Annotated in this window: 21 protein-coding genes; 12 read left to right on the plus strand and 9 right to left on the minus strand. The window is 69.9% G+C overall.

What is annotated here, in order from left to right; all coding sequences use genetic code 11:
• Position 1: 1 nt before the first annotated feature.
• From BLV72_RS30975 to BLV72_RS46750, 6 genes are all read right to left on the minus strand, one after another.
• Positions 2-970, minus strand: coding sequence for an ATP-binding cassette domain-containing protein (locus tag BLV72_RS30975; protein WP_093466385.1), 969 nt, complete (start codon positions 968-970; stop codon positions 2-4).
• Complete coding sequence (locus BLV72_RS30980; protein ID WP_093466387.1) at positions 967-1,389, minus strand: lasso peptide biosynthesis B2 protein; 423 nt, start codon at positions 1,387-1,389, stop codon at positions 967-969. Before BLV72_RS30980 ends, BLV72_RS30975 begins: the two co-directional genes overlap by 4 nt.
• Positions 1,386-1,643: a lasso peptide biosynthesis PqqD family chaperone gene (locus tag BLV72_RS30985; protein WP_093466388.1), complete on the minus strand. Its 258-nt coding sequence runs from the start codon at positions 1,641-1,643 to the stop codon at positions 1,386-1,388. The genes BLV72_RS30980 and BLV72_RS30985 overlap by 4 nt, the downstream gene beginning before the upstream one ends.
• Positions 1,640-3,343, minus strand: a complete 1,704-nt coding sequence (locus BLV72_RS30990; protein WP_167746425.1) for an asparagine synthase — start codon at positions 3,341-3,343, stop codon at positions 1,640-1,642. Before BLV72_RS30990 ends, BLV72_RS30985 begins: the two co-directional genes overlap by 4 nt.
• 215 nt (positions 3,344-3,558) lie before the next feature.
• Positions 3,559-3,690, minus strand: a complete 132-nt coding sequence (locus BLV72_RS46745) for a lasso RiPP family leader peptide-containing protein (protein ID WP_107417468.1) — start codon at positions 3,688-3,690, stop codon at positions 3,559-3,561.
• A 115-nt stretch (positions 3,691-3,805) separates the two neighbouring features.
• Complete coding sequence (locus tag BLV72_RS46750; protein WP_107417471.1) at positions 3,806-3,940, minus strand: lasso RiPP family leader peptide-containing protein; 135 nt, start codon at positions 3,938-3,940, stop codon at positions 3,806-3,808.
• A gap of 169 nt (positions 3,941-4,109) precedes the next feature.
• On the opposite strand from BLV72_RS46750, the gene BLV72_RS30995 reads away from it, so the two are divergent.
• Positions 4,110-6,953, plus strand: a complete 2,844-nt coding sequence (locus BLV72_RS30995) for an AfsR/SARP family transcriptional regulator (protein ID WP_093466391.1) — start codon at positions 4,110-4,112, stop codon at positions 6,951-6,953.
• On the opposite strand, the gene BLV72_RS31000 is transcribed toward BLV72_RS30995, so the two are convergent.
• Entirely contained in the window at positions 6,934-8,808 is a 1,875-nt protein-coding gene (locus BLV72_RS31000; RefSeq protein ID WP_093466392.1) for a LamG-like jellyroll fold domain-containing protein, read from the minus strand. The two genes, BLV72_RS30995 and BLV72_RS31000, sit on opposite strands and share 20 nt — an antisense overlap.
• A 61-nt stretch (positions 8,809-8,869) precedes the next feature.
• On the opposite strand from BLV72_RS31000, the gene BLV72_RS47455 reads away from it, so the two are divergent.
• Together BLV72_RS47455 and BLV72_RS31005 are read left to right on the plus strand one after the other, a co-directional pair.
• A complete protein-coding gene (locus tag BLV72_RS47455) occupies positions 8,870-9,346 on the plus strand; it encodes a hypothetical protein (protein WP_143059816.1) in 477 nt (158 codons plus the stop codon).
• Between the two features lie 77 nt (positions 9,347-9,423).
• Positions 9,424-10,545 (plus strand): 50S ribosomal protein L11 methyltransferase, encoded by a 1,122-nt coding sequence (locus BLV72_RS31005; RefSeq protein WP_093466394.1) that lies wholly within the window; start codon positions 9,424-9,426, stop codon positions 10,543-10,545.
• A gap of 13 nt (positions 10,546-10,558) precedes the next feature.
• Here BLV72_RS31005 and BLV72_RS31010 read toward each other — a convergent pair whose 3' ends face one another.
• A complete protein-coding gene (locus BLV72_RS31010) occupies positions 10,559-11,359 on the minus strand; it encodes an alpha/beta fold hydrolase (RefSeq protein ID WP_093466395.1) in 801 nt (266 codons plus the stop codon).
• Positions 11,360-11,670: 311 nt separating this feature from the next.
• Here BLV72_RS31010 and BLV72_RS31015 point away from each other — a divergent pair, with 311 nt between their 5' ends.
• From BLV72_RS31015 to BLV72_RS31045, 7 genes are all read left to right on the plus strand, one after another.
• On the plus strand, positions 11,671-12,504 hold the full coding sequence (locus BLV72_RS31015; RefSeq protein ID WP_208905782.1) for a 2-keto-4-pentenoate hydratase: 834 nt from the start codon (positions 11,671-11,673) through the stop codon (positions 12,502-12,504).
• Positions 12,501-13,466 (plus strand): acetaldehyde dehydrogenase (acetylating), encoded by a 966-nt coding sequence (locus BLV72_RS31020; protein WP_093466397.1) that lies wholly within the window; start codon positions 12,501-12,503, stop codon positions 13,464-13,466. Before BLV72_RS31015 ends, BLV72_RS31020 begins: the two co-directional genes overlap by 4 nt.
• The gene (dmpG, locus tag BLV72_RS31025) at positions 13,463-14,527 is read left to right on the plus strand and encodes a 4-hydroxy-2-oxovalerate aldolase (protein ID WP_093466399.1); all 1,065 of its coding nucleotides are present in this window, start codon (positions 13,463-13,465) and stop codon (positions 14,525-14,527) included. Before BLV72_RS31020 ends, dmpG begins: the two co-directional genes overlap by 4 nt.
• Before the next feature lie 163 nt (positions 14,528-14,690).
• Positions 14,691-15,362, plus strand: a complete 672-nt coding sequence (locus BLV72_RS31030) for a TetR/AcrR family transcriptional regulator (protein ID WP_167746426.1) — start codon at positions 14,691-14,693, stop codon at positions 15,360-15,362.
• A gap of 146 nt (positions 15,363-15,508) precedes the next feature.
• Complete coding sequence (locus BLV72_RS31035; protein WP_208905783.1) at positions 15,509-15,928, plus strand: MFS transporter; 420 nt, start codon at positions 15,509-15,511, stop codon at positions 15,926-15,928.
• 68 nt (positions 15,929-15,996) lie between these two features.
• Complete coding sequence (locus BLV72_RS31040; RefSeq protein WP_093470648.1) at positions 15,997-17,022, plus strand: LLM class flavin-dependent oxidoreductase; 1,026 nt, start codon at positions 15,997-15,999, stop codon at positions 17,020-17,022.
• The gene (locus tag BLV72_RS31045; protein WP_093466403.1) at positions 17,019-17,219 is read left to right on the plus strand and encodes a hypothetical protein; all 201 of its coding nucleotides are present in this window, start codon (positions 17,019-17,021) and stop codon (positions 17,217-17,219) included. Before BLV72_RS31040 ends, BLV72_RS31045 begins: the two co-directional genes overlap by 4 nt.
• Here the strand turns inward: BLV72_RS31045 and BLV72_RS31050 are convergent.
• Positions 17,216-18,592 carry a glycoside hydrolase family 10 protein gene (locus tag BLV72_RS31050; protein WP_093466405.1) on the minus strand — a complete coding sequence of 459 codons (1,377 nt, stop codon included), beginning with the start codon at positions 18,590-18,592 and terminating at the stop codon, positions 17,216-17,218. The genes BLV72_RS31045 and BLV72_RS31050 overlap by 4 nt on opposite strands.
• A gap of 371 nt (positions 18,593-18,963) precedes the next feature.
• Between BLV72_RS31050 and BLV72_RS31055 the strand changes: the two genes are divergently transcribed.
• Together BLV72_RS31055 and BLV72_RS31060 are read left to right on the plus strand one after the other, a co-directional pair.
• On the plus strand, positions 18,964-19,866 hold the full coding sequence (locus BLV72_RS31055) for an MBL fold metallo-hydrolase (RefSeq protein WP_093466407.1): 903 nt from the start codon (positions 18,964-18,966) through the stop codon (positions 19,864-19,866).
• Between the two features lie 90 nt (positions 19,867-19,956).
• Complete coding sequence (locus BLV72_RS31060; protein WP_093466408.1) at positions 19,957-21,450, plus strand: carboxylesterase/lipase family protein; 1,494 nt, start codon at positions 19,957-19,959, stop codon at positions 21,448-21,450.
• Positions 21,451-21,667: the final 217 nt, after the last annotated feature.

Raw genomic sequence — 21,667 nt, forward strand, 5'->3', positions numbered from 1 at the left:
TCTATCCCTTCGTTCCGCGGCCGCCGGCATCGACTTCCCGGATGGTGCGGCCGGTGTAGTGCAGAAAGACGTCGTCCAGGGTCGGCGGAGTCACGGTCACCGAGTGGACAGGAATCGTGAGTTCGGCGCACAGCCGGGGCACGAAGCCCGCCGCGTCCGACACCCGCAGGCCGATCCCCCGGGGCCCGGGAGTCGCCTCCAGCCCGAAGTGCTCGCGGATGGTCCGTACGGCCGTGTCGTCGTCGCCGGTGCGCAGCACTACCAGGTCGGCGCCGACAACGGCCTTGAGCGTGGCCGGTGTTCCCTCGGCCACCAGGTGCCCGTCGTCGATGATGGCGATCCGGTCGCAGTGCTCGGCCTCCTCGAGGTGATGTGTGGTCAGGAAGACGGTGATGCCCTGCTCCTGTCGCAACGCGTGGAGGTGTTCCCAGATCACGGCTCGGGTCTGCGGGTCGAGTCCCGTCGTGGGTTCGTCCAGGAACAGCACCCGTGGGGTGTGCATCAGTCCACGGGCGATCTCCAGCCGTCGGCGCATACCGCCGGAGAAGGTGCGGACCGGATCGGAGTGCCGCTCGGCCAGGCCCATCAGGTCCAGCAGGGTGAGGGCTCGATCGCGTCCCTCGCGCCGGGGGAGGCCGTAGAGATCCGCGTGGAACCGCAGGTTCTGCCCGGCGGTCAGGTCCGCGTCGAGGGTCGTTTCCTGGAAGACGAGCCCGATGCGGCGGCGCACCTCATCGGGCTCGTGACGGATGTCGTGGCCGGCCACTTCGGCGCGGCCCGCGGTGGGGCGCAGCAGCGTGCTCAGCATGCCGATGGAGGTGCTCTTGCCCGCGCCGTTGGGTCCGAGGAAGCCGAAGATCTCGCCGGAGGAGACCGTGAGGTCGAGGTCGCGCACGGCCGGAACGGCGCCGTAACTCTTGCCGAGTCCACGGGCCAGAACGGTGGTACCGGTACCACCATCGCCGTTCACCGGCGACTCCGTACCGTCATGAGGACGTGGAAGTACCGGATTTCGTCGATGTTCTCGCCGATGGGCTTGCCGTCGACCTCCACCCAGGCGTGGGCTTGGAAGGGCTGGGTGCGTACGCCGGTGCACCAGTCCGGCCAGGTGCCGGTCGCCCGGCACAGCAGTGCGGCGGCGATGGAACGTTGCAGGCACCGGGGCCCGGCGCAGGGCACGCTGACCGCCACCACCGCGTTACGGGCTCGCAGGGTCTGGGTCTCTGTCGCGGGCCGGGATCCGCGCCGCGCGCATTCCAGTACCGTGCGCAGACGCTGGGGCGGCAGGTAGGTGAGCACCCGGGCGATCCCCACCGCGGTCAGCGCGGCCGGACGCAGATGCCACGGCGGAGTGGTGGGAGTCTCGAGGCTCAGGGCTCGCACGCTCATGAGGCCACCATCTTCGCGGCTCGAAGGGCGTCGACCAGTTTCTCGACGTCGGCCGTCGCCGCTTCGGGCGCTCCGGCGAAGCGTTCGCGCAGGGCCGATGCGGCGGACCCGACGGTGCCGCCCGCGAGGAGGCAGCGGAGCACCAGCGCGCCGGTGTCGTTGAGCTGCCAGTACCGGCCGGTGCGTTCGTCGAGCAGCACCATGCCGGTGTCCGTTTCGGTGCTGGTCACATGGGAGGCGAGGGAGAAGGTCACGATGCTCCTCGGGCGGGTTGGGGTGAGTGTGTTCCGGCAGGCCTCGCATGGGTCGGCAGCGCCCGGAGCCACAGTTCGCCCGCGAGCGTCAGCTCGAAGGGCATGAGCGGTCTGGTGTCGATGTGCAGGCTGTTCAGGACGGTGCGGATGCCGTCGACGTCCACCAGCCCCAGCCGGGCGAGCCGTGAGTCCTCGAACAGTTCCATGAGACGGCGCCGGTGGCGGCGCAGCCCGATGTACAGCTCGGGGCTGGCGTCGGCCTTGCTCTGCCGGGCGAGGAGGTCATCGGGTGCTATTCCGTGCATCGCCGCGGCGAGGACCGGTTTGACCTGGCCGGGCGCCATACGGTCGGCCGGCCTGATGGACATCGCCGCCTCGAGCACCCGGTCGTCGATGAAGGGAGCCTGGAAGGAGACACCGAATCCGGCGCCGATCCGCGAGCTCGTACGCACGGCTGTGCCGTTGACCTGGGTCAACCGCAGCATCTCGTGGTGTACGGGCAGAGGGGCCAGCGGTTCGGGGTTCTGCGATGCGGCCTGGCGGATCCGGCGGCGTACCGCGTCGATCGCATCCGGGGTGGCCCAGGGAGGCATCTTCGGTGCGATCTCCCAGTCGACGGCGGTGCCCCAGGCGCGTGCGGTGGTGATGCTCTCCGCCGCCGAGGCCATCCACTGAGGGTAGGACTGGTTGTAGAGGAGAACGCGCAGCGTGGTCGCCCACGTCCAGCGGCGCATCGACTTCATCGCCCGAGCCGGACGGATCGCGCTGAGCGGGCTGCTGCGAGCGAGCGCGTGCAGCGACAGCGCGCTGGGGATGAACAGCTCGTCCGAGCCGGTGCCCTGCAGATGTATGGCGGAGCCGTGGTCGGCGACAAGGCGCGCGACGTGTTCCATCATCGGCCGACGGGCGAAGGACAGTGGCGTATCGGTGTCCTGGGCGGTGTCGCCGTTCGCCACTTCCGCGTAGAGCCCGGGGGTGGCGTTCATGGGCACCACCAGGTGCCGGGCATGGGGCAGCCGGTCCGCGCACCGGGTGGCCCAGGCCCTGTCCTCGTTCGCGGGGTCCGAGGACTGGGCATGGACGGTCACCAGCCGTGTGTCATGCCGGGCCGCGAGAAAGCACAGGCTCGTCGAGTCCTTCCCGCCGGAGAGGTCGGCGCTGATGGTGTCGCCCCGTGAGGTACGTGCCGCGACGGCCGCCTCCAGGGCCTCGCGCAGCGCGGCGACGCCTGGTTCCAGCGGGAGTTCGGGCTCGGGCGGCGTCCAGTAGCGGGTGGTGCGCTCGGTCCCGTCGGCGTGGATGTCCACGTAGTGGCCCGGGAGCAGCGTCCGCACTCCCCGCCATACGCTCGTCATGTTCAGTGGCCAGGGCGGACCGAAGGGGGTGAGCAGCTGCAACGCGATCAGCTCTTCGTCGACGCCGGCTCCCGTCATCGACGCTATGGTCTGCGGCCGGTCGGCTGCCACGGTCACGCCGTCGACGCGGCCGTGGAAGAGCTGGCACGCGGTCGAGACGGTGCCTTGGGCCCGCACGCGGCCACCGATCGACGCGACCAGGTGAAAGCAGCCCGGCAGCGACCGGGCCAGCGTGTCCAGATCGTGGACGGTGCGGACGGTGCGGAGCCGTTCCGCCAATGCGGCGGAGGTCAGCGTGGTGGTTCCCAGCACCGCGACGGAGTTCTGCCCCACGGAAGCGGTCACGACCTCGCGGTCGGCCCAACAACCCACGATCAACGGGCGACCGGAGCTATGCGGAATCATGTGTGAGCGCGCCGAGTCCGGCAAGAGAGTCGTGATTCCCGCACTCGCCGGGTGATCCGGAAGGATCAGAAATTCCATGTCGATCTCCCTGTCGGGCGGACCCAGGATCATTCCCGGGTCCGCCATTTCGCCTGGTCGTGGTCAAGGCCAGGGGTTTAGAAGTCGAACCACCAGCCGAAGAACGGGTTGTCGAGCCACCGGCCGATGTTCTGGTCGCGGGTGAGGTCGGCGAACGGGCCGACCTCGACCAGAATCGGTGTCTCGTATTCCCATTGCTCTGTGACCATGAAGAATCAGCTCCTCGGTTTGACGGCCGCAGCCGGTCCGGAAGGGCCCGGGGGACGGACGCGGAATGCGTCCGTCCCCCGGGCCGTGAGGCCGGCCCATACGCGGGCCAGGGGTTTAGAGGTCGAACCAGGCGGTCCAGCCGAACGGGTTGTCGAGCCACCTGCCGCAGCAGGTGACCCGGGTCAGCTCGGCGAAGTCGCCGATCTCGGCCAGCACCGGCGGCTCGTACTCCAGCTTTTCCGTGTTCACGGACGCTCTCCTTTGTGTTGATTCACCATGCGGTGGTCGGTCCCGTGGGGGACCGCCGCGGAAACCAATGTGCTCAGGCGGCCGTGGACAGACCTTGGACGAACCTTGAATCGCCCGGTCGCAGCGGCTATGAAGGGTGCAGGGGATGCGACAACGGGGGGAAGAATCGATGGTGTCATTCGGCTTATTGGGCAGTGTCGAAGTACGTGTCGACGGCACAGAGGTAAACCTGGGACATGCCCGGCAGCAGTGCGTACTCGTCGCACTATTGGTCGAGGCGAATCACGTGGTGGCGGTGGACCAACTCGTGGACCGGGTGTGGGGAGAGCGTCCTCCGCGACGCGTTCAGGGGACGCTGTACAGCTACCTTTCCCGTCTCCGCCAGGCACTGGCTCCCGCCGCCGAGCAGGTGAGCATCGTCCGGCGATCCGGCGGTTACGTCCTCTCGGTCGAGGAGACGGCGGTGGATCTGCACCGCTTCCGCCGACTGGTCGGGGAAGCCCGCGCCGCCGACGAGGACGAGCGTGCCTCGGCACTGTTCGCCCAAGCGCTGGGGCTGTGGCGGGGGAGGGCCTTCACCGCCCTGGACACCCCGTGGTTCACCACGCTCCGCGAGGCCCTGGAGCGGGAACGGACCGCCGCGGAGCTGGATCACACCGACCTCCGGCTCCGCATGGGCCGCCACACCGGACTGCTGGCCGAACTGTCCACCCGCTCGGAGGCACATCCGCTGGACGAGCGTCTGGCCGGACAGCTCATGGTCGCCCTGTACCGCAGCGGCCGCCCTGCCCAGGCCCTGCATCACTACCAGGAAATCCGATGTCGACTGGCAGAGGAACTGGGCACCGACCCGAGTCCGCCGCTGCAAGATCTCCACCAGCGGATTCTCACCGCCGATCCGGCCCTCACCGCCCCGGCGACCCCCTCCACAGCCGGTTCGGGCCGACGCCCGGTACCCGTGCCACGGCAACTGCCCGCATCACCACCGGTGTTCATCGGACGTATCCCCGAACTCGCCACCCTGGACCGCCTGCTGGACCCCCAGGCCGCTCCCGGCGGCACGGTGATGGTTTCCGCGATCGGTGGTGTCGGCGGCGTCGGCAAGAGCTGGCTCGTCCTTCACTGGGCCCACAACCGTCTGGAACATTTCCCCGACGGGCAGCTCTACATCAACCTGCGTGGCTTCGACCCCTCCGGCGAACCGCTCGCACCGGCGGTGGCGGTACGAGGTTTTCTCGACGCCCTCGGCGCCGATCCCGCGGAGATCCCCGCGGAGCTGGACGGGCAGACCGGGCTGTACCGCAGCCTGACGTCGGACAAGCGCCTGCTCATCGTGCTCGACAACGCCTGCGACACCGCCCAGCTCCTGCCGTTGCTTCCCGGCAGCTCCACCTGCACCGTGCTCATCACCAGCCGCCGCCAGCTGACCGGCTTGGCCGTCAGCCATGGCGCCCGCTCACTCGACCTCGACGTACTTCCGGACACCGAGGCACGCCACTTACTCATCCGTCATCTCGGCCACCGCCGGACGGCCGCCGAACCCGACGCCGTCGCCACGCTCCTGACGTACTGCGCGGGTCTGCCCCTGGCCATCAGCATCCTGGCCGCCCGCGCGGCGGCCGGTCCGGACCTGCCGCTGTCGGCCCTGGCCGAGGAAGTCCAGGAAGCCGCCACCCGACTCGATGCCCTGGACACCGGCGACATGGCCGCAGACCTGCGTGCCGTGTTCTCCTCCTCCTACCACGCACTCGAACCCGATACCGCGCAGGCGTTCCGGCTGATCGGCCTCGCGCCGGGCCCCGACATCAGCGTGTCCGCCACCGCGAGCCTCACTGGACTCCCCGTGGCACGGGTGCGCGTCCTCCTGCGCAAACTGCGGGCCGCCCACCTGGTCCAGGAACACACCCCCGGTCGCCACCGCATGCATGACCTCATCCGCCTCTACGCCACCGAACAGGGCCACGGTCAACCGGTTTCCGTCAGCGAGGCCGCACTGCACCGGCTCGCCGACTTCTACCTCCATACCGCTCACACCGCGGCAGGGCTGCTGGACGCACACCGGGATCAGATCCCCCTGGCCGCCGCCCGGCCGGGGGTCGTGCCGGAGGAGATGGCGGACCGCGGTGCGGCTCTGGACTGGTTCACCGCAGAGCACCGGGTGCTGTACGCGGCCGTTGATCTGGCGGCCGGTCTGGGGCTCGACGCACACGCCTGGCAACTGGCCAGGGCCCTCGAGACCTTCTTCGACTACCGGGGGCACTTGCACGACTGGGCGGCCAGCCAACGTACCGCGCTCAAGGCGGCGCGGCGGCTGGGTGAGCGGTCCTGGCAGGCCGACGCACATCGCAGCCTCGGCGTGGCCTACACCCAGATGGGCCGCCTCGACGAGGGCCACACCCACTTCCACCAGGCACTGGAGCTCTACGACCACCTGGGCGACCGGGTCAGTCAGGCGCACACGTACCGGGGCCTGGGCTGGGTGTGCGACCGGCAAGGCCGACCACGGGAGGCGCTCGACCACAACGAACGGGCCCTGAGGCTGTACCGGCGGGCCGACCACCGGGGCGGACAGGCCATGGCGCTGAACAACGCCGGGTGGCTGCACGCCATGCTCGGCCAGTACGAGCGGACACTGGATTACTGCGCACAGGCGGTGGCCCTCAACAGGGAGATCGATGACCGGCACGCGGAGGCGGGGGCGTGGGACAGCCTCGGCTACGCACATCACCACCTCGCTCGGTACGCGGATGCCACCGGCTGCTACGAGCGGGCCCTCGACCTCGTCCGGGGGGTCGGCGACCGGTTCAACGAGACGGAGATACTGCGTCATCTGGGCGACACCCATCTGGCCGCGGGCGATCACGAAGCGGCTCGACTGGTCTGGCGACAGGCTCTTGAGATCGCCGAGGAGATCGGCCACCCGGCCGCCGATGAACTCCGTGACGCACTCATGGATCCCGCACGGGACCTCTCCGAGGACCAGTCAGAAGACACTAGACGGGGGCGGTCATGAAGTCCTGTGGCCGCAGGGCTCGTTTGACGACGCGGGTGTCGCCGATCCAGCCGTAGAAGCCCTGACCGAACTTCTCCTCGAACTGGGTGCCACCGATCACGAAGGGCTTGCCGAGGGTGGCGATCCCCGTCGACGGCTGGGTGGGATTGCGGGCGATCTTCGAGCCGTCGACGTACACCACGGTGTGACGGCCGTCGTTGACGACGGCGACGTGGGTCCACCGGCCCACCGGCAGGGCGTGGCTCCAGGAGGTCGGATCGGCGTCCTGCACGTGCGGATAGACCACGAACTGCAGGAAGCGCTCGGGGGTCACATTGAGGCTGCACGTCGGCTCGTCGGGCGACCAGCCGGTGGTCTTGCCGGCGTCGCCGTTGCGTCCCTCCCAGCTGAGGATGCCCATCCAGGCGTGGTCGCCCTCGAAGGGGTCCGGGAGCTTGAGATACGTCTCGATGGTGTAACCACCGGTGAACGTCTCGGAGTTCAGCGGCGCCGTGGCGGAGGTGGTCAGGACCGCGCCGCGGTCGGGTCCCTTGCCGCCGTCGAAGCGCAGGCTGGCATGGGCCGGCTGGTCGCCGTGGTGCTCGCCGGACCACGTCAGGACCTCGGGCCCGCTGTCGTGCAGACGTGTCACCCAAAGGTCGTTGCCGTGGCCCGACAGGTCGCGGAGCACCGTATCCGTGCCGACCGGCCCGTCCGCGCCCGCGCCCGCGGCGATTCCCGAGGCGTCGAAGCGCCAGTACGCGAGGGTGCCGCGCGGCATGACGGCGGAGGCCGGGCGCGGCTCGCGCGGTACGACCGGGGCGAAGGAGGAGAAGCGGCGTGCGAAGTCGATGCTCAGGCTGAACCGGTCGACGGGCCCGGTCAGTTCGATGGTCTCCGCCTCCAGAGGTGTTCTCTGCTCCGGGGCGCGGCCGAGGAACCAGGGCGAGAACGTCTCCACGTCGATCACATCGCGGACCAGGTCGAAGGCGTAGAGGCGGATCATTCCGGCGCCGCCGTAGTACCGGTCCTGGTAGTTGGTGATGTGGATATGGACGTCGTTGCCGGCGTCGTTGGTCAGGACGGTGCGCCCGGGGGGCCAGTAGTGCCCGCCCAGGGCGAGGAAGATCTGGTCGGTGCCGCGGATGAGGCCGTCCCACAGCCGCCGGCCGTTGTCCGAGAGCTGTGCGCTGCCCGCGTCGTCGGCCCAGGCCAGGTCGTGGGTGGTGAGGACGGCGGGCAGAGTGGGGTGGGCGTCGAGTACCTTCTGCGCCCATCGCAGCCCGGAGTCGGAGATCCGCCAGTCGAGCGCGAGGATCAGCCACTCCCGCCCGCCCGCGGGCAGGACGTGGTAGCTGTTGTAGCCGTCGGGCGAGGCGCCGCCGAAGGTGGGCATGGCGGAGAACCGCCGCGGACCGAAGGCGTCGAGATAGGCGCTGTCGCCGCGCTGGTCGTCGGTGCCGGAGTCGATGTCGTGGTTGCCGGCCAGGACGCTGTAGGGGACCTTGCCGTGGATGGTCCCGAAGGCCGTGGCGGCCAGCGTGATTTCCTCCCGCGAGCCGTGTTCCGTGACATCGCCCAGGTGCGCCATGAAGGCGATGTTGGCGTCCTCGCGCTGGGACACCAGGTACCGGAAGGTCGCCCGGAGCGGCTCCGGGTCGGAGCTGTCGGCGTCGAAGAGGTATTGCGTGTCCGGCAGCACCGCGAGGCTGAACCGCGGCGACTTGGGGTCGTACCGGTGGCCGCCGGCCTTCGCGGTGGCCGCGTGACCGGGTGTCGTACCCGATACGACGGCGGCCGTGCCCGCTGCCGGGATCACGGCGGTGGCCCGCAACAGCGTCCGTCTGCCCAGCTGGTTGCGCCCCGCTGCGTCCATTGACACTCCCGCGCATCATGTGAAGAACCGGTGACCCCGGACGTCACTGTGGTCAAGGTCCGTGACCACACAGGGGCGGTCAGATGAACGGCGCCTGATCCGTCGCGGGCGGAACAGCCGTACGACGCGTCCCGCGCTGATCGCGGGCATCGCCGACATCACGGGCATCGCGGAAGTCGCCATTTCAACGATCGGGCATGAGTGCCTGTCTCGCCAATTACTACGGATAACCAGCTTGCATATGAGTTCCGATGACTTTCGGACGGTCCAGCGCCAGATTCAGGGCTCCATCCGCGAAATCAAGCCGACTTTTCCTTCGCGAGCAACCCCTCACCTCATCGCGAACATGCCGCTTATAGGGGCACGTCTGTTCGATGAGGCCGCTTCATGGCGGCGCAGGGGCCCCTCGATGGCCGTTGTCGGCGTGCGAGCGCGGCCGCGGCCGCGCGGCGGCGATATCGGGCGTCGATCGCCTCACTTCTCTCGCTTTTACATTGCTTTAACCGGACTATATTCGGACTTTATTCACTCGGGTTGAGTTCGATCGCTAGGGAATTCCGTGTTTTTATACCTGCATGCTGGTCGTGAAAGGTCACTCCAGGGAAAGGTCTGAAGATGCCGCGTTCCTTCCTCGCAGAGTTGGCGGTACCGGGTCGCAAGGTGCCGGTGCGGGCGTGCGCATTGGAGTCGAGCCCGGTGTGGCTGTTCGCTTCGATCGGCGAGTACCCGGTGTACGACGAGGTCGCGTACGAGGTGATGATCAAGGACGAGCGTCGGATGGGCGCGTACAACGAAGCCGTCCGCCGCTACGCCCCCGGCCGGACGGTGCTCGACATCGGCACGGGCCAGGACGCGGTGTGGGCGCTGGCCGCCGCCCGCGCCGGAGCGCGCCACGTATGGGCCGTGGAGGTCATCCCCGAGTCCGCGAAGATCGCCCGGCGGAACATCGAGAAGGCCGGTTTCGCCGACCGGGTCACGGTGGTGGAGGGGCTGTCCACCGAGATCGAGCTACCCGAGCCCGTCGATATGTGTGTCTCCGAGATCATCGGCACGCTCGCCGGTTCGGAGGGGGCGGGGTCCGTCCTGCGGGACGCGCGGGAGCGCCTGGTGAAGCCCGGCGGGGTGTTCATTCCGCACCGCAGCGCCACCACCGCCGTCGCCCTGGACCTGAAGAGCGCGACGCTCGGGGAACCGCCCGCCTTTCCGTCCCCCGTCCTCCATTACGTGGAGGAGGTGTTCGCCGCGGTGGGCCGCCCCTTCGACCTGCGGGTGGTCATCGAGGGGGTGCAGGGCGACCCGAAGGTGCGGAAGCGGTCGTATATGTCCGGGGCCGCCGAGGTGGAGCCGCTGGAGTTCAACGGCGAGCTGCAGCCGGAGGGCGTCGACGGCGCCGAGCTGACGTTCACCCGGGAGGGCCGCTTCACCGGGCTCGCGCTCGGCATGCGTCTATGGGTGGCCGAGGGCGACGAGCCGATCGACTCGCTGTTCCAGTCGAGCAGTTGGACCCCGGTCTACGCCCCGCTGTCGGAGGAGGGCCTGCCGGTGCGGCCGGGCGACCGGTTCGAGTTTGAGTTCACCACGACGTTGAGCGACGACGGCGTGCACCCCGACTACGCGCTCGTCGGCCAGCTGCAGCGGGCCGGTGGTCCGGCGGTGCCCCTGAGCTGGGGCTCCACGCACCACGGGGACGGATTTCGTGAGACGCCCTTCTACCGCTCGCTGTTCCCCGCCCCCTGACACCACGCCGTCGTCAGCGGTCCGCCGCCCCGGCGGCTGCGACGGCTGCCAGCACCAGCCGGGCGAACTCCTCCGGCCGCTGTTCGGGGAACGGCACACCGACTCCGGGCACAGTGTGCCCCGTGGCGGACAGGGCGTTCACCATGGGCTGGAAGCTGGGCATCGACGGATCGTCGTCCTGCCCACAGATGACCGTGGCCGGGGCGGTGATCCGCGGCAGCCGCTCGTCCATCGCGAACAGCCGAACGGCGATGTGGCCGTCCTCCGCCCGGTCCAGCACCCGCACGGCGTCGGCCATGAACCGGTTGAGCGCGGCCTCCTGCCCCGGCGCGTAGAAATGCCTCCGCCGGTTCCACAGTTCCATGAGGTGGGAGCCGTCCGGTTTCGGCTGCACCCAGTCGACCGGGCGCTTCCACGCCGCCCGGGCGCGCTTCTCAGGGGTGATGAACGGGGTCGCCGAGAGCACCAGGCTCCGCACCCGGGAGCCCAGGCGCGCCGCCACCTCCACCGCGATCACACCGCCGGTGTGGTGGCCGACCAGGTGGAACGACTCCAGCCCCAGCCCGGCCACCAGGTCCTCGACCCCATCGGCGAACATCTCGATGCTCTGATCGTCGGCGGGCTTCGCCGAGGCCCCGTAGCCGACGGTGTCCATCGCGATCGCTCGGTGGGTGGCGCCGACCAGCGGAAGCACATCGCGGTACTCGGTCCATGACCGCGGGGTCTGGTGGAGCAGCAGCACCGGCTCGCCCGCACCGCACTCGACGTAGTGGAGCTGGCCGAAGCGGCTGGAGGCGTAGTGGGCGGTCAGCATGTGCACTCTCCCGATGTGGCAGGTTGGCGAGCCCGCGATCCTGGTCGTACTTTGTACGGAAGTCCTTGGGTGGCGTCAAGAGCGGTGCGGCGCGGGCGGCGCCCTCGCCCGGAGAGTTCCGTGAGGCGGTACGCCCTTTCGGCCGGAGAGGCGTAGGGCAGGTCAGTGCCGCCTCGTCCGGCAAGCCGCTGTTCGCCGCGTTCCGCGTAACGGAACAAAAGTTGGCTCGTGGCGGCCCGCGCGTCTATACCGGAGGCCACATGGGGAGCGCCGGGGGCCCGGCACCCACGTTCCACCTCAGGAGGTAGCCCGTGCCGAATGTGCCCGACCGCGTCCCGACGGACGCCTTCCCCGGGGCCGTGGTCAAGGCCGCCGACGCACTGGCGGAGGCCGCCCGCGGCGGGACCGCCTGCCCGCCGGTGCGCACGCTCTTGGACGACGGCGACATCGAGGCCGCCTACGCGGTGCAGCGGCTGAACCTGCAACGCGAGCAGGCCGCCGGCCGCCGGATCGTCGGCCGGAAGATCGGATTGACGTCCCTGGCCGTGCAGCGCCAACTCGGCGTGGACCAGCCGGACTTCGGCGCCCTGTTCGCGGACATGGCCGTGCCGGAGGGCGGTGAGGTGGCCGCCGGGCGGCTGCTCCAGCCCAAGGTGGAGGCCGAGGTGGCGCTCGTGCTCGGCAGCGACCTGCCACACGCCCAGTGCACCGTCGTCGACCTGCTGCGCGCCACCGACTTCGCACTCCCCGCGCTGGAGATCGTGGACAGCCGGGTGCGGGACTGGGACATCTCCATCGTCGACACCGTCGCCGACAACGCCTCCTGCGGGATGTACGTCCTCGGTGCCTTCCCGGTGCCGCTGACCGGGGTCAACCTGCGCAGCGTGCAGATGAGCATGACCCGCAACGGCGAGATGGTCTCCGAGGGGACCGGCGCCGACTGCCTCGGCGGCCCCCTCAACGCGGCCGTCTGGCTGGCCTCGGCCCTCGCCGAGCGGGGCGACCCGCTGCGGGCGGGCGACCTCCTCCTGACCGGGGCCCTGGGACCGATGGTCCCGGCGGCCCCGGGCGATGTGTTCCAAGCCCGTATCTCGAACCTGGGCGCCGTAGGAGTCGGGTTCGCCGCGGAAGGAGACAACCGGTGAGCAGCGAGACGAACACCCGCACCAAGGTGGCGATCATCGGGTCCGGCAACATCGGCACCGACCTCCTGATCAAGGTGCTGCGGCTCTCCGACACCCTGGAGATCGCCGCGATGGCCGGCATCGACCCCGACTCCGACGGGCTGGCCCGCGCCCGCCGCCTGAAGGTGGCCACCACCCACGAGGGCGTGGACGGGCTGGTGAAGCTGGACGAGTTCGCGGACGTGGACCTCGTCTTCGACGCGACCTCCGCCGGTGCCCACAAGCGCCACGAGGAGGTGCTGCGCCCCCTCGGCCGTACCCTCGTCGACCTCACCCCGGCGGCCATCGGCCCCTATGTGGTGCCCCCGGTCAACGGCGACGCCCACCTCGGCGCGCCGAACGTCAACATGGTCACCTGCGGCGGCCAGGCCACGATCCCGATCGTCGCCGCGGTGGGGGCGGTCACCCCCGTCCACTACGGGGAGATCGTCGCGTCCATCTCCTCCCGCTCCGCGGGCCCCGGCACCCGGGCGAACATCGACGAGTTCACCGAGACCACCGCCTCCGCCATCGAGCGCGTCGGCGGCGCCGCCCGCGGCAAGGCCATCATCATCCTCAACCCGGCCGAGCCGCCGCTGATCATGCGGGACACCGTGCACTGCCTGGTCTCCGGCTGCGACACCGAGGAGGTCACCGCCTCCGTCGAGGAGATGGTCGGCCGGGTCCAGGCGTATGTGCCCGGATACCGCCTCAAGCAGAAGGTGCAGTTCGACCAGGTGAGTTCCGACGACCCGCTGCGCTCGCTGCTGCCCGCCGAGGCCGCGCACACCGACGCGGTGAAGGTCTCGGTCTTCCTCGAGGTCGAGGGCGCCGCCCACTACCTCCCGGCCTACGCCGGAAACCTCGACATCATGACCTCGGCCGCGCTGCGCACCGCGGAGCGCCTGGCCGCACACCGCTCGGGCGAGGAGACCGCACGATGACCACGACCGACGCCGGCCGGGCCGCCCCCACCCCGTCGGCCCCGCCCGCCCTGTACATCCAGGACGTGACCCTGCGGGACGGTATGCACGCCGTCCGCCACCGTTACACCGTCGAGCAGGCGAGCACCGTCGCCGCCGCCCTGGACGCCGCCGGGGTGGCCGCGATCGAGATCGCCCATGGCGACGGGCTGTCCGGCTCCAGCGTCACCTACGGCATCGGCGCCCACACCGACTGGGACTGGATCGAGGCCGTCGTCGGGGCCGCCGGCCAGGCGATTCCCACCACGCTGCTGCTGCCGGGCATCGGCACCCTGCACGACCTGAAGCGGGCCCACGCCCTCGGTATCCGCTCCGTGCGCGTCGCCACCCACTGCACCGAGGCCGACATCTCCGCCCAGCACATCTCCGCCGCCCGCGAGATGGGCATGGACGTGGCCGGGTTCCTGATGATGTCGCATATGGCCGAACCGGCCGAACTCGCCCGCCAGGCCAGGCTGATGGAGTCCTACGGCGCCCATTGCGTCTACGTCACCGACTCCGGCGGCCGACTGACCATGGACGGTGTGCGCGACCGCTTCCGCGCCTACCGCGAGGTGCTCGACCCGGACACCGAACTCGGCATCCACGCCCACCACAACCTCGCCCTCGGCGTGGCCAACACCGTGGTCGCCGTCGAGAACGGCGTCACGCGTGTGGACGCCTCCCTCGCGGGCCAGGGCGCGGGGGCGGGCAACTGCCCGCTGGAGGCGTTCATCGCCGTCGCCGACCTGATGGGCTGGAAGCACGGCTGCGATCTGTTCCCCCTCATGGACGCCGCCGACGATGTCGTCCGGCCCTTGCAGGACCGCGAGGTCCGGGTCGACCGGGAGACCCTCACCCTCGGCTACGCGGGCGTGTACTCCAGCTTCCTGCGCCATGCGGAGGCGGCCGCGGTACGCCACGGTCTGGACACCCGCGCGATCCTCGTCGAGGTCGGCCGCCGCAGGATGGTCGGCGGCCAGGAGGACATGATCACGGACATCGCCCTCGACCTGGCCGCCCGCGCGAACACCGCCCCCTGACCGCCGGATCGGCTCCGGCCACCTCGTCCCGTCCACGTCTCACCTCCGCCGGACCGGCGGTTCGCCCGAGGGGGAAAACGCCCGAGGGCGGCTGTACGGTATGCGGTACGACGGCGCCGGGCGCGTCGCCGGTTTCCGGTGGTGTGCGAGGAGGAGAGTCCAGGTGGCGGGTCCGCGGTCGCGTGCGAGGGCGCTCACTGCTGAGCGCATCATCGAGGTGGCCACCCGGATCTGCGACGAGGAAGACATCGAGGTGCTGACCATCCGTCGGCTCGCCTCGGACCTCGGCGTGGGCGCCATGACGCTCTACGGCTACTTCCGCAGCAAGGAGGAGATCCTCGACGGGATCGCCGACCACGTCATGGGGAACTTCCGGCTGCCCACCGCCGAGGAGACCTCGCCCGAGGCGGTCGTGCAGGCCCTGGCGCTGGCCTTCCTCGACATGATGCGGGAGCACCCCAGCATCGTGCGGCTCTTCGCCACGCGGGTGAGCACCGGTCCGCAGTCCATGCGGGGCGCGTTCGAGGCGGTCATCGGGAGGCTGCGCGAGGCGGGGTTCGTGGACCGGGACGCGGTGCGGGTCTACGGGCTGATCGTGCAGTACAGCTTGGGATTCGCCAGCTACCAGGCCCCCCGCCCGTGGGGGAAGGCGGACCATCCCGAGGCCGAGGAACTGCGGCGGCGGCGCAGGCACTTCTACGGGGCCCTGCCGCGTGCGGACTTCCCCAACATGGTGGAGCTCGCCGAGGACATGACCACACTGCCCAGCGACGAACAGTTCCTCTTCGGGCTCGACTGCCTCATCGAGGGCGTCCTGCGGCAGACCGGCGACTGAGACTCGCTGCCTGGTCTCCCCGGCCCCGGGTCCTTCGGCCCGGGGCTGAGCTGTCTTCTCTCCCTATCCGTCATGGACTCCCGATCCGCCAGGGGAGCTGTCAGGATCCTTGACGGCATACAGCGAACGGTACCTAGTACGACCACTTGCGATCGCTGAGCCGACGTCGATTCGTCTGGCTGGCGCTGCTGCAGACCCGGGAGTACTGGCTGATGCTGCTGGGCTTCACGCTCCTGTTCATCGGCTACTCCGCCAACTACGGGGTGGTGGCGGCGCATTTCTCCCAGGTCTTTCCGGTGCGTCTGAGGTTCACCGGTATGTCGATCGGCTTCACCGTCGGGCTGATCGCCGGGAACGCGTTCTCCCCCGACATCGCCACCTATCTGCTGCACACCACCGGCGGATGGCTGGGCATCGCGGTGTACATGGCGGCGATGTCGGTCGTCTCGGTGATCGCGGGCCTGTTCCTCCGGGAGGAGGGCGACGCACCGCGGCCGCCATGCGATCCGGTTCCGCGCGATCCGGCTCCGCGCGTGGCCGACAACGGCACCGCACAGGTCCATTGACTGTCGTACATCATGCCGTACATAGTACTGACACCACGTCGAGCCGTCAGGAGGAGACCGTGAGCGGGATCCGCGTCGGGGTCCGCATACCGCCGTGCGACCGGGTGGACCGGCTGGCCACAACAGCCCGGCGGGCCGAGGAACTGGGCTTCGACCAGGTGTGGTTCCCGGACTCCCAGCTGCTGTGGCGGGACGTGTTCACGGTCCTGACCGCCGCCGCGCTGGGCACCGAGCGGATCGGCCTGGGCAGCGCGGTCACCAACCTCGCCACCCGGCATCCCGCCGTCGTCGCCTCGGCCGCCCGCAGCGTCGCCGAGCTGGCCCCCGGCCGGTTCACCCTCGGCCTCGGCGTGGGCAACAGCTCGGTCGGCCCCATCGGCATGCGCCAGAGCACCGGGGCGGAGCTGCGCGACGGGCTCGCCACGCTGCGGGCGCTGTTCGCGGGGGAGGAGTGGGACTTCAACGGCGTACGGTCCCGACTGCGGGACCCGGATCCGAACGTGCCGATCCACATGGCCGCCAGCGGCCCCCGCAATCTGCGGCTCGCCGGGGAGATCGCCGACGGTGTCATCCTGCTCAGCGGCGTCTCGCGGAACACCCTCGCCAGTGCCACCGCCGGGGTGCGGGAGGGCGCCGAGGCCGCGGGCCGCACCGCGGCGGCCATCCCGCTGACGGTCTCGGCGTTCTGCGCGGTGACCGACGACATCGAGGCCGAAGCCCGGCTGCTCAAGCCGATCTGCGCCTCGATCGCCCAGAACGGCGGAGCGCCCTTCCTCGCCCTGGCCGGGATCGAACTGGACGTACCCGCACGGGTGGAGGGGATCTACCCGGACCTCGTCCACGCCGAGGACTGGGACGCGGCCGTCGAGATCTGCTCGGCCTGGGTGAGCGATGCGGCGGTGCTCCGTTTCGCCCAGGAGTTCTGCCTGTTCGGAACCGCCAAGGAGATCGCCGAACGGCTCACCGCGCTGCACGCCGACGGGGTGACCGATGTGTTCCTCCAGCACGTCGGCTCCTACGATCCGCCCACCGAGCTGATCGAGAGCGTCGGCTCCGCGGTGCTGCCCGCCCTGCGGCCGGCCGCCGGCCGGTGAGCGTCCTGGAGGAGCTGGACCGGCGCGGCCACAACGGCCCGCGCACGGCCGGGCCGGGCACCCGGTCCCGGGTGGCCCTGCACGTCCTGGACACGTTGGGCCGCGTGGTGGCAGGCGCCCCCCGCCCCGCACCGCTCACCGCGGTGGCGAACACGGGGGCGCCGTCGTGCATGAGGTTGCTGCTGTCCGTCGGCTAGGAGGCGGTGCACGAACCGATCGTGGGGGCCGACCAGTCCCCGTTCGCCATGACCGTGAAGCCGAAGCTGGTCGCCGCTCCGGCGCCCAGGGTGCCGTTGCCATTGGGCCGCATCGTCATGACCTTGCCGCTACTGTCCCAACTGGGGCTGCCGTTCCAGGTCGTGGCGACGCTCTGCGCGGAACGCACGGTCACCGTCACCGTCCAGCCGCTGATGGCGGAGCTTCCGGCCCGCACCGTCACCTGACCGTTGAAACGGTCGCCCCACCGTTGGGTCTCGGCGTACGACACGGTGCACGTCCGGCCGCCACCACCGCCACCATCGCTGCTGCCGCCCAGCGCCGCGAGCACCGCGTTGTACGCGGGCTTCTTGCCGTAGTTGTCGTCGAACAGCAGCGGCGTGCCGCTGGCCCGCCATGAGTACTTGTCGGGGATGCCCCATACGGTGATGCCGGTGCAGCGGGACACGGCCAGGCACGCCTGAGTGACGCGGCGGTAGCTGTCGGCCTGGGCCGTGCCGGAGCCCTCGATGTCCAGCTCGGTGATCTGCACATCGACGCCGAGGGCGGCGAAGCGCTGGAGGTTCTGCTGGTAGTCACCGGGGACCGGGGACTGGCCGTTGAAGTGCGACTGGAAGCCGACGCAGTCGATCGGCACCCCGCGGGCCTTGAAGTCCTTCACCATGTTGTAGACCGCGTTGCTCTTCGCGTTCTGACCGTCGGTGTTGTAGTCGTTGTAGCAGAGTTTGGCGTTGGGGTCGGCCGCACGTGCGGTGCGGAACGCCTCCTCGATGAAGCCGTCGCCGAGCTTGTCCTGGAACGGCGAACTGCGCCGCGCGCCGCTGTTGCCGTCCTGGAACGCCTCGTTGACCACGTCCCAGGCGTAGATCTTGCCCTGGTAGTGCTGCATCACCTTGGTGATGTGGTTGTTCATCGCCGAGCGCAGCTCGGTGGCGCTCAAACCGCCCACCCAGCCGGGGAGTTGGGAGTGCCAGACCAGCGTGTGGCCGCGGATCTTCATGCCCTTGCCCTGCGCATGGCCGACGATCTGGTCGGCGGAGCCGAAGGTGAACGAGTTCCGGGACCTTTCGACGGCGTCCCACTTCATCTCGTTCTCGGGGGTGACGGCGTTGAACTCGGTGTCCAGCGTGGCGGCGTACGGCGATTCGCCGAGGTGGTTGGCGGCCACGGCGGCACCGAAGTACCGGCCCTTGGCGGCCGCCGCACCGCCGAGGGTGCTCGCGGCGCTGGCGGGGCCGGCCAGGGCGAGAACACTGGCCGCGGTGAGGAAGCCGACGACACCGAGGCTGAACGCCCTTCGGATGGGTAACCGAGGGTGCCGATCTCTGTGTTCCTGACGGGAATTGATGACCATTGCTGTCCCTTCTTCGAAGGCCGAGCGGGTGGCAGTGGTGTGCCGATGGGCAACGATCGTTGCGGAGTATGCTGCGGGACTGACGCAACGTCAACGCTTCCTTCCGGAACTCTTCCGGTAGAAGCGTTCGCTGATTCCTCTGCCTCTCCGCCCTTGAGCTGCTGGTCTTCGGTGCGTACATGTCGATGTCGGCCATGAAGAGGATCTTTCCGAGCTGGTCTCCGAAAAATTTTCGGAGCGGCGGTGACGTGTTATCGGTCACGTGGCCGTCGTCGGAGGGCAGGTGCAGTCAGGTGACGGATACCGTCCCCGGGCCCCTCCGACGAGGATTCTGCTGCCAATCGACTTTCTGACCCACGAGGCGAATATCCATGCAGCAGATAACGCTGGGCGATGTCACCATCACTCGCGTCGAGGAATACTACGGCCCGGTCGACCTGACCCCCCGGGTATTCTTCCCGGAAAGTTCGGAGGAGGTCTGGGGGGACAATGCGTCCTGGCTGGTCCCGGACTTCTACGACCCCGACACCGACAATGTGCGGTCCGCGATTCAGACCTGGGTTCTGCGCAGTGAGGGCAAGACCATTCTCGTCGACACCGGTGTGGGCAATCACAAGCACCGGCCCTACGCGCCGGTGTGGAGCTATCTGAACACCGACTTCCTGGGGAATCTCGCCAGGGCCGGGGTGCGCCCGGAGGACGTCGACATCGTGATCAACACACATCTGCACGTCGACCACGTGGGCTGGAACACCCGCCTCGACGGCCGCCAGTGGGTTCCGACGTTCCCGAACGCCACCTATATCCTCCCCGAGCGCGACTTCGAGTTCTGGAATCCGGAGAATGAGCACACGTCATTGCTCGGCCGGGGCAATCAGAATGTCTTCGAGGATTCCGTCGCCCCGGTCCATCACGCGGGCAAGGCGCTGCTGTGGGACGGCAGTCTCGACATCGACGCCAATCTGCGGCTGGAACTCGCCCCCGGACATACCCCGGGCTCGTCCGTGCTCGCTCTCGATTCCCGAGGCGATCGCGCGCTTTTCGTGGGGGACCTGCTGCACAGCCCGGTGCAGATCGCGGATCCCGACACCAACAGCTGCTTCTGCGAGAACCCGGCCGAATCCCGCGCCACCCGCCGCCGGATCCTCGGCCGGGCGGCCGAGGAGAACACCCTGGTCTTCCCCGCCCACCTGGGCGGTCATGGCGCCGCGGAGGTGCGGCGCGACGGCGGCGGGTTCGCCATCAAGGAGTGGGCGGCCTTCGCGCGCCTGTGACCCCGGACCGTCTGTGATCCGGACCGTCTGTGATCCGGACCGTCTGTGATCCGGACCGGAGCGAGACCGAGAAAGAGACACACCCCGCACATGACGAACACCTTCGCCCCCATCGTGGCCACCTCCCAAGGCGCCGTCCGTGGCCGCCGGGAGGAGCATGCCACCGTCTTCCGGCACATCCCGTATGCCGCCCCGCCACGGGGTGCCGCCCGGTTCGCCCCGCCGGTGCCCCACCCGCCGTGGGACGGTGTCCGGGATGCCACCGCCGAGGGCCCCACGGCACCGCAGCCCGAGCGCGACGCTTTCGGCGACCTCGACATGTCCCCGTACTTCGGGCAGGGCTGGGTCCCGGGCGAGGACTACCTCGCGGTGAACGTCTGGACGCCCGACACCGCACGCGACGACCTCCCCGTGATGGTGTTCGTGCACGGTGGCGGATTCGTGGCCGGGTCCACCCGGTCGGCGCTCTACGACGGCACCGGCTTCGCCCGTGACGGCGTCGTCCTGGTCACCCTCAACTACCGGCTCGGTGTACCCGGCTTCCTGCACCTCCCCGACGCCCCCGACAACCGGGGCCTGCTGGATGTGATCGCCGCCTTGCGCTGGGTCGAGGAGAACATCGCGGCCTTCGGCGGCGACCGGTCCCGGGTGACGCTCTTCGGGCAGTCGGCGGGCGCCACGATCGTGGGCGCGGTGGTGGCCGACCCACGGGCCGAAGGTCTCTTCCAGCGGGCGATCATCCAGAGCGGCAACGGCCTGGGAGCGTTCGCCCCCGCCCAGGCCGACCGGGTCACCCGGGAACTCGCCCGCATCCTGGGGACCGCCCCGACCGCGGAGGCGCTGGCGTCGGTCCCCGACCAGCGCTTCGTTCAGGCCATGCCCCACCTCGCGGGCATCGATCTCACCGTCGACGGCCACGTCGACCCGCTGATCGGCCTGAGCCCGTTCAGCCTCGTCCTGGACCAGCAGCCGGCCGAGGCCGTGGCCGCCGGCCGCGGCGCGGGCATCGATCTGCTGCTCGGGACCAACGCCGAGGAGGGCAACCTCTATCTGGCCCCGCTCGGGCACCTGGCGTCCTCGACCGAGGAGGACGTCCACGCCGTGGCGGCACGCTCCCACCCCGCCCCGGAGCAACTGGTGGAGGTCTACCGCCGCGAGCGGCCCGGGGCGTCCGCCGGGGAACTGCGGGCCGCCATCATGACGGACGCCCTGTTCGGCGCGGGCACGCGGCGGCTCGCGGTCGCCCACGCCCAGCACCCCTCGTCTCGGACACACGTCTATGAGTTCGCCTGGCGGTCGCGGGCCCTGGACGGGCGGCTCGGCGCCACGCATGTCATGGAGCTGCCGTTCGTGTTCGACCGCACCGATCTGCCGCGGCTCCATGGCCCCGAGGCGCTTCTCGGCCCGGCCGAGCCGCCCGCCGGTCTCGCGTCCCGCGTCCACGCCACCTGGATCCGGTTCGCGAGGACGGGCGACCCCGGCTGGCCGCCGTACGAGAGCGTGCGCCGGACGACCATGCGCATCGCCGAGGCATGGACGCAGGTGGCGGACCCCGGCGCCCCGATACGGCGGGCCTGGGAGTAGCGCCCGCGCGGACGGTCGCACCGCCGCCAGTACGCGGAGCTCGGCTTCGGCGCCCATCGGGACCTCCCGGCGGGCGCCGTTCCGCTTTTCCGTACGCGCCGTCCCGGCGCCGGTGTTTTCGGTCCCGGCAAGGGCTTGACCAGAGGCGAAGTGGCTCCTACATTCCTCTCACCCTCGAGGTAGATCGATTAACCACTCGTTAACCGCCTGGTTGGAG

Source organism: Streptomyces melanosporofaciens (assembly GCF_900105695.1).
GTDB lineage: Bacteria > Actinomycetota > Actinomycetes > Streptomycetales > Streptomycetaceae > Streptomyces > Streptomyces antimycoticus.